Consider the following 7,194-nt stretch of genomic DNA (forward strand, 5'->3'; position numbering starts at 1 on the left):
ATGCGGCGGATTTCGGCGCGCTGCACGACGTTGTCACGGGGTACGAAGTGGATCATGTGGGTGCCCATCTGGCGGGCCAGCTCCATGATCAGTTCGTCTTCGCGGGCGGTCTGGCGAGAGTTGCAGATCAGGCCGGCCAGACGCACGCCGCCGGAGTTGGCGTACTTCACGATGCCCTTGGCGATGTTGTTGGCCGCGTACATGGCCATCATTTCGCCGGAGCAGACGATGTAGATTTCCTGGGCCTTGTTCTCGCGGATCGGCATGGCGAAACCGCCGCAGACCACGTCGCCGAGTACGTCGTAGAACACGAAGTCCAGCTCTTCGTCATAGGCGCCTTCTTCTTCCAGGAAGTTGATGGCGGTGATGACACCGCGACCGGCGCAGCCGACGCCCGGCTCCGGGCCGCCGGACTCGACGCACTTCACGTCGCCGTAGCCGACTTTCAATACATCTTCAAGCTCCAAGTCCTCCACGCTGCCGGCTTCGGCGGCCAGGTGCATGATGGTGTTCTGGGCCTTCGCGTGAAGGATGAGGCGGGTGGAATCGGCCTTCGGATCGCAGCCGACGATCATGACCTTGTGGCCGAGTTCGGCGATGGCCGCCACCAAGTTTTGGGTGGTGGTGGATTTGCCGATACCGCCTTTACCGTAAATGGCGCATTGACGCAACTTCTTTGCCATGGTTGTTCTCCAGTCAGTTGGGTGGTGTTGGAACAGCGTTCCACCCTTCTATTGCAGACGGCGTGCCAAATCGGGTTTTGTTTTTAAACCATTGATTTTCAATGATTTTGTCTGTATTCGACCGAGGGTTTGGCGCGTGACATATCCGACATTAGGAAATCGGGCCTGTCGGATTGACTACAGAATGTGGGGTTTTGGGAGAGCGGGCCAGCTTATGTAGGATGCGCTGAGGTACGAAACGCTTCTTTCGCGACCGGTGCGTTTCCTTCGTCAGCGCATCTACGGGCTACAGAACGCGGGATTTTGGAGGGGGTGGAAAAGTCGGCCATCCTCGCGGACGGTCGGCTTGCACCTCGCCGAACTCCGGCAATGGCTCAGGTTTCTAATAGCTGGCGGGCGTCCTTCAACAACAGCAACCAATAATTGGCGATGGTCGGCGAGCGGATGAAACCAAATATCTGATAGAACCGGCTAGCGGCGTCGTCGATGGATTGCGTCATGATGGCCCGCACGCCAACCTGCTCCGCGACCGCCAAGGTCCGCCTAATGGCATCCCGCAGCAAACCTGTCCCAATGCCTTGCCCTTGGCAGGAACCATCCACGGCCAGCCGCGACAGTAGAATCATAGGGATAGGATATTGGCCCATGCCTTTGCGAACCCGCTCGGGCACATCCGCCGTATCAATCTGTCCCACGGCCAGACTGTAATAACCAACCACCCGCCCGTTATCCGCCACGACAAACGTCCGCGCCGAACCGCTGCCTTGCGCCTGCCTTGCGTGACGAATCAGCCAGTCGTTCAATACGGTTCGGCCACAGTCGAAGCTTTCCAGTGCGTCATGGGCCGCGAGCGCTTCGGGTGCCAATAGGCTCATGCCGACTCCCACGGGGCTTGCTTGGTGAACAGCCGTTGCAAACCGGGATTGTCTTCCGGTGGTTGGTCTAACAGATCGAGCAACGCGGCGTATTCGTCGCCGGACACCATAATCAAGCGTTGATCGAGCAAGGTCTGCTCGGCAGCGGCGCAAGCGCTATCAAGAATGAACTCGGTCAGCGATTTGTGGCGGGCCTCGGCAGCCCGTTTCAGCAGGGATTCCTGTTCGGGCGTGGCGCGAATCCCGAGACGGGCCGAGCGTTGCGGGCGGATTTGCGATGGGATTGAGGACATGGCGGCGACTCTCGCTAAGGTTCAAAAATAAGGCCCATGTTAGTACCGTGTTCACACAAACGCCAAACCGTGCCACCATCACTTCCAGGGCATAAAAAAACCGGCCACCCTCGTGGATGACCGGCCTTGAGTTCCCGAACCGTTCGGGAGGGCTGCCTTGTGAAGTCAGGCGCTTTTTAGTTGGCTCTCCGGCGGCCACCCGGCGGCGGCCAGCAGGTCGTCTAACCCTGCGTCGAGAATCACCAGCCCCACCCGCTCGCAGAATCGCTTCTCCTTGTTGGTGGGGGATTTGTTCAACACCCAGCCGCGCGGCTCCGCCGAGGCGTAGGTGATGTCGGTCATCACCATCCGTTCGGAATCGCGGTTCAGCGGCAGGCCGATCATCAGGTATTGCTTGCCCTGGCGGGATTCCTTGAGGAAGCTCGGGATGGCGAAGCCGCCCATCAACTCGGTGATGTAGTCCACGTAGTCGGCGTCGGAGGCGATGAAGGTGGGCTTCGGCAGCGGGCTGCCCATGGGCTTGAACAGGATCGGCAGCGAGGTGTCCACCTCGTCCTGAGTCACTTCGCGGTAGCTGGTGCCGTCGTATTGATGGATGGCGAACCGATAGTCGGTGCCCGCGATCCGCGCCAGGCCGCGAATCAAAATGTGCGGCGTGTCGGCGTAGGAGTCCTGAAGCTGGGTGTCGCGGTTGATGTCGATGACATAGCTCGGCTTCCAGCTCAGCAACCAGTCGTGCAGCGCCGCCCGCGTCCAGCGGGTCTCGCCGTAGGTCTTTTGCAGGAAGCGCTCGACGAAGCTGCGCCCGCGCTTCAGCTCCAGGTTCATGGCGGCGCGGGGAAACTCGTACATCAGTTTCGGCGCCATGGGCCGACCGTCGTTCATGGCGAGAATCAGGCTATCGCTGCCCGCAGGCATGGGCTCGCCCGTGACGGCGTGGGTGGCGCCGGCCAATGCGCCCGGCCCCAGGTAGGGGACGATGCGGTTCTCGTATAAGCCTTGGAGGATGTCGTTGAATTGGGTCATGGGCGTTCTCTTTAATAGGTGTAGGTCGGGCTTCAGCCCGATACCGGGTCTCACGGAGCGGTAGCGTCAGGCTAAAGCCTGACCTACAACTATTCCTCGGGTCCGAAACACTTCGGATAATCAGCACACACTTCGCAGGAAGGCGCCCGGCACACATAAATGCCTTCGGCCTCGCAAAGCTGCTTGTAGATGAATTTCTTCCACTTCATGTCCCGCGTGTTCAGCGCGGCGAGGGTGGGGAAGTTGTGGGCGATCAGCCCGCTCAAATCCTGGCGGGACCACAGCCCCAGGTCTTGCCACAAATGGTCGTCGCCCAGGCAGCCGGCGACCAGGATGTCGGCGATCCATTCCGCTTCCGGGCTGTCCGGGAACGCGGCGTGGCGGCGCAGATAATTGATGAGGTCTTGCCGTTCCAGCATCCGCGAGAAGTCCACGGCGCGACCGGACACCGCTTTGCCGCTGATTCGGACGCCGGGGAAGAAGTGCCCCAGCATGGCCTCGAAGGCACGCGGCTCCAGCCCCAGGAAATCCGGCAAGGCGCCTTCCCCCCCACACCAACTACCCAACAACCGGGCCAGCCATTCGCCGTTCGGCGTTGGATGGGCGGCGCTCTGGCGCAACCACTCGTGGGTGTCCTCGCGGCTGGGCAGGTCGAATTTGAGGATGGCGTTCATGGGGTTGGCCTCAATCAGTGTCATAGGATGGGTGGAGCTTTAGCGCAACCCATCGGGCCGGTGTGGCGCCGCGATGGGTTTCGCGGCGCTACACCCATCCTATAGGGTCTTAATACTCGACCAGCAGATCCTCATCCCGCACGATCATCTGGCAAGCCAGACGCCATTGGGGCGGCAGGTCGTTGACGTAGGCGTTTTCCAACTCGTCCTTGGTGATCTTGCCCAGTTCCAACAGCACCGTGCGCTCCTTGTCGGTCAGGGAACCGCCCATGCGTTGGTTCTTGTTGTCAACGCTGCTGACTTTCACCAGGCAGGTGCCGCACTCGCCATCCTGGCAACTGAACTGGATCGGAATCTTGTTCTCCAGCGCCAGCTTAAGCACGGTTTGGGTGTGGCTGCCGGCTACGGCGTAGATGGTCTTGTCTTTGTATTCGGGGCTACTGAATGTCACTAGGGCCATGATTGGTTTCCTCTCAAAATTTATTTGTGGATCGTTCCCACGCTCCGCGTGGGAATGCATCCGTGGCCGCTACGGCGACCCGAGTCCGACGTAACGAGTGAACGACGTTCGGGACGCGGGAGCGTCCATAGCGGCGTCCCCACGCTCTGCATGGGAACGATGGTTGATTTACGCCGGACGGACGGACAGTTCCCCGCCCAACACCTGGGCCTGACAGGCCAGCCGGTTGTGCTTGCCGGCGAAGTTGTCGCGCAGGATTTTGTGTTCCAGCACCGACGGCTCGGTGAGGTTGTTCCAGCCCTCGGTGACTTTCATCATGCAGGTGCCGCAGTCGCCCTCGCGGCAGCCGTAGGTGATGCCGGAGCCGACTTTCTCGGAAATTTCGATCACCCGTGTGCCCGCCGGAACGGTCACGGTCACGTTGATGTCTTCGAAGGTAATGGTGGCCTTAGCCATAGTGTTCTCCTAAAAAGAGTTGGTTTTGAAGGGGTTAAGTAAAGCGGCGGCGTGGCCCGATGGCCCCGCGACGCTTCTCAGTCCCTTGAGGTTGCCATCAGATCGCTCATGTCGATCACCCGCGCCTTGCGACGGCCCATCAGCTCCTCGCCCAGGGCCAGCCCGAATTGCCGGCATTCCTGGATTTCTTCGGCTGTGGGGATGAGCTTGACCCGTACTCCTTGCAGGGGAACACGAAGTTTCAGCCCACGGAGCCTGTCCTCGATCATGCGCACCGCTTCGCCGCTCCAGCCGAAGGAACCGAACGCGGCCCCCAGCTTGCCTTTCATGTCGATGACGGTGAATGAAGACAGCAGATCCCAGATGGGTTTAACCGCATCGCCGTTGATGGTGGGCGAACCCAGCACCAGGGCGTCGGTTTCTTCCAGCAAATCGGTGAAGGCGGTGGTATCGCCGCCCTCCAGGTCGTAGAGCGACGCCCTGACGCCGGGGACTTCCCGGACGGCGGAGTAAATCGCTTCGGCCATGCGTGCCGTGTTGCCGTAAGAACTGATATAGAAGATCAACATGGTCTTCTCACCGGGCTGGACTTCGCGCTTGAGGCGCGGCGTCGCCAGTTCCCGGTAACGCTCCACATACGCTTGGGGTCGGTCCCTAAGAATCGGGCCATGGGACGGCGCGATGGTCGCCAGTGACAATGGCTCGATCAGGTCCAAGGCACCCCGCACGAACTCCCGGAAGGGCCGCATGATGTGGGCGTAGTAGTATTCAAAGGAAAAGCGGAAGTCCCCGGCGGCGTCGTTGAACAGCCGGGGGTCGCAGAAATGACAACCGAACACATCGCCGGAGAACAAGATTTGTTCCTCCCGCAAATAAGTGCATTGGGTATCCGGCCAATGCAGAAACGGCGTGTGCAGGAATTCCAGATGGCGGTCGCCGAGATCGACGGAATCGCCGGTGTTGACCGGGGTAAAAGCCAGACTTTCCCGCTTCAACAGCGCCTTCAACATCATCTGGGCTTTGTAGGAAATGTATAGCCGCGCTTGCGGTGCCCGCGCCATCAATTCCGGGAGGGCGCCGGTATGGTCCGGCTCCAGATGGTTGAGGACGATGGCGGTGATTTCGTCGTAGCGGGCGACCTTTTCCAGCCGGGCGAAAAAATTGTCGGCGTATTCCTCTTTCACCGTGTCCACCACCGCCACGCCCGCGCTGCCGCGCACGACGTAGGAGTTATAGGTGGTGCCGTTGGCGGTGCGGAGGATGATGTCGAAGGTGCGGAGGTTCGGATCGAGCGCACCGATCCAGTGGACCCGTGGCGACACTTCGACGGGTTCCAGTTGGTGTACGGCTTGTTCGACCGGCGTCCGATTCATTGGCAGCCTCCGGCGGAGCGGTGTTGTTCAGACTCGCGGGGACAGCTTTCCAGGTCGGGCTTGGCCTTGGCGTCCTGGCGCGGCATGAGCCCGATCCAGGCATCCACGGCGTCCGTGTCGAAGCCGACCTCGCGCCGTTCGCCGACTTGCATCAGCGGGCGGCGGATTAGCAATGGCTCGGCCAGCATCAACCGCAGGGCTTCGTCCGCGTCCAGCCGTTCCGGGATGACGCGGCCTTCCTTCACCGCCGGGGCGGCGCGGTTGAACCATTCGGCCACCGGGCGCGGGCCGAAGAAGGCGCGGAGGGTGTCCGCGTCCCAAGGCTCGGTCAGTAGGTTGTGTTCGATCAGGGTGTGCCCGGCCTCACGCAGCCATTGCTTTTGGCGCGTGTTGGTGATGCAGCCGGGCTTTTCCCAGAAGCGGACTTTGGCCATGGCCTTAATGCGCCTGTAGTGCCGCCATGGCTTCCGCCATTTTTTCCGGCGGGATGCCGGTCAGCGAGCCGGGCGGATTGAGCGCGTCGCCGAGTTCATCGACGATGGCGCCCTCGATGGGGCAGATGGCCGCGCATTGCGGGTCGTCGTGGTCGCCCACGCACTCGGTGCATTTCATGGGGTCGATCAGGAAATGCGGCGAGGCTTCGTAGATCGCGTCGTTCGGACAGAGCGGTTCGCAGGCCCAACAATTGACGCACAAGGCATTGATTTCTAGCGCCATGATATTTCCCCTGCTTGGTCGGTCCGGGTGGCTCGGTTTAACACTTGGTTTGGCTAGAGCATTCCTTGTGCCATTTGGCAGGCCGTTGATTTTTATGGGGATTTATTCGGGGCGATGTGGGGATTCGGACAAAGCGGGCGGGCGGGGTTGTCGGGATTGCGACAATGGGGGTGTAATGCGTGTTGGGTTGAAAAGCGGAGGTGTGTGATGCGGTTTGCTGTGGTGCTACATACGGATGATGGGGTTCGGCATGGAGTGACGGTGCCGGATTTGCCGGGGTGTTTTTCGGCGGGGGATACGTTTGAGGCGGCGTTGGAGTTGGGGCGGGAAGCTATTGAGCTTCATTTGGAGGGGATGGCGGCGGATGGGGAGGATATTCCTTTACCGCGTGCTATTGCGGAACACCGGACTAATCCTGAGTTTGAAGGCGGGGTTTGGGTGATGATTGATGTGGATACTTCAAGATATGAAGGCCGCGCCGAGAAGATCAATATTACTTTGCCGCGTCGGTTACTTTCTAAAATCGACGAATATGCCAAGGCGCATGGGGCTACTCGAAGTGGGTTTATTGCGGAAGCAGCCCGGTAGGCTGGGTTGAGGCACGAAACCCAGCGCACGCAGTGGATAATGGCCATAG

At 60.4% G+C, this 7,194-nt stretch carries 11 protein-coding genes; 1 reads left to right on the forward strand and 10 read right to left on the reverse strand.

From position 1 onward, the window contains the following. The 10 genes from ACXWUF_RS15535 to ACXWUF_RS15580 all read right to left on the reverse strand — a co-directional run. Window positions 1-683, reverse strand: a 683-nt coding sequence (locus tag ACXWUF_RS15535; protein ID WP_458495562.1) for a nucleotide-binding protein, incomplete at its 3' end; no start/stop codon positions are given. A gap of 374 nt (window positions 684-1,057) precedes the next feature. Further along, window positions 1,058-1,558 (reverse strand): GNAT family N-acetyltransferase, encoded by a 501-nt coding sequence (locus ACXWUF_RS15540; RefSeq protein ID WP_458495563.1) that lies wholly within the window; start codon window positions 1,556-1,558, stop codon window positions 1,058-1,060. Next, window positions 1,555-1,851 carry a type II toxin-antitoxin system TacA family antitoxin gene (locus ACXWUF_RS15545; protein ID WP_458495564.1) on the reverse strand — a complete coding sequence of 99 codons (297 nt, stop codon included), beginning with the start codon at window positions 1,849-1,851 and terminating at the stop codon, window positions 1,555-1,557. Before ACXWUF_RS15545 ends, ACXWUF_RS15540 begins: the two co-directional genes overlap by 4 nt. A 165-nt stretch (window positions 1,852-2,016) precedes the next feature. Continuing rightward, entirely contained in the window at window positions 2,017-2,877 is an 861-nt protein-coding gene (locus ACXWUF_RS15550; RefSeq protein WP_458495565.1) for an SIR2 family protein, read from the reverse strand. A gap of 89 nt (window positions 2,878-2,966) precedes the next feature. Continuing rightward, window positions 2,967-3,551: a nitrogen fixation protein NifQ gene (locus ACXWUF_RS15555; RefSeq protein WP_458495566.1), complete on the reverse strand. Its 585-nt coding sequence runs from the start codon at window positions 3,549-3,551 to the stop codon at window positions 2,967-2,969. Between the two features lie 109 nt (window positions 3,552-3,660). Then, window positions 3,661-4,011 (reverse strand): 2Fe-2S iron-sulfur cluster-binding protein, encoded by a 351-nt coding sequence (locus tag ACXWUF_RS15560; RefSeq protein ID WP_458495567.1) that lies wholly within the window; start codon window positions 4,009-4,011, stop codon window positions 3,661-3,663. A 168-nt stretch (window positions 4,012-4,179) separates the two neighbouring features. Beyond that, the gene (locus tag ACXWUF_RS15565; protein WP_458495568.1) at window positions 4,180-4,467 is read right to left on the reverse strand and encodes a 2Fe-2S iron-sulfur cluster-binding protein; all 288 of its coding nucleotides are present in this window, start codon (window positions 4,465-4,467) and stop codon (window positions 4,180-4,182) included. A 77-nt stretch (window positions 4,468-4,544) separates the two neighbouring features. After that, window positions 4,545-5,840 carry an FprA family A-type flavoprotein gene (locus ACXWUF_RS15570; RefSeq protein ID WP_458495569.1) on the reverse strand — a complete coding sequence of 432 codons (1,296 nt, stop codon included), beginning with the start codon at window positions 5,838-5,840 and terminating at the stop codon, window positions 4,545-4,547. After that, window positions 5,837-6,274, reverse strand: coding sequence for an ArsC/Spx/MgsR family protein (locus tag ACXWUF_RS15575; RefSeq protein ID WP_458495570.1), 438 nt, complete (start codon window positions 6,272-6,274; stop codon window positions 5,837-5,839). The genes ACXWUF_RS15570 and ACXWUF_RS15575 overlap by 4 nt, the downstream gene beginning before the upstream one ends. Window positions 6,275-6,278: 4 nt before the next feature. Next, entirely contained in the window at window positions 6,279-6,557 is a 279-nt protein-coding gene (locus tag ACXWUF_RS15580; RefSeq protein ID WP_458495571.1) for a 4Fe-4S binding protein, read from the reverse strand. 207 nt (window positions 6,558-6,764) lie between these two features. On the opposite strand from ACXWUF_RS15580, the gene ACXWUF_RS15585 reads away from it, so the two are divergent. Beyond that, a complete protein-coding gene (locus ACXWUF_RS15585) occupies window positions 6,765-7,145 on the forward strand; it encodes a type II toxin-antitoxin system HicB family antitoxin (protein ID WP_458495572.1) in 381 nt (126 codons plus the stop codon). The last annotated feature ends 49 nt before the right edge of the window (window positions 7,146-7,194 follow it).

It is taken from the genome of Methylomagnum sp., assembly GCF_054333355.1.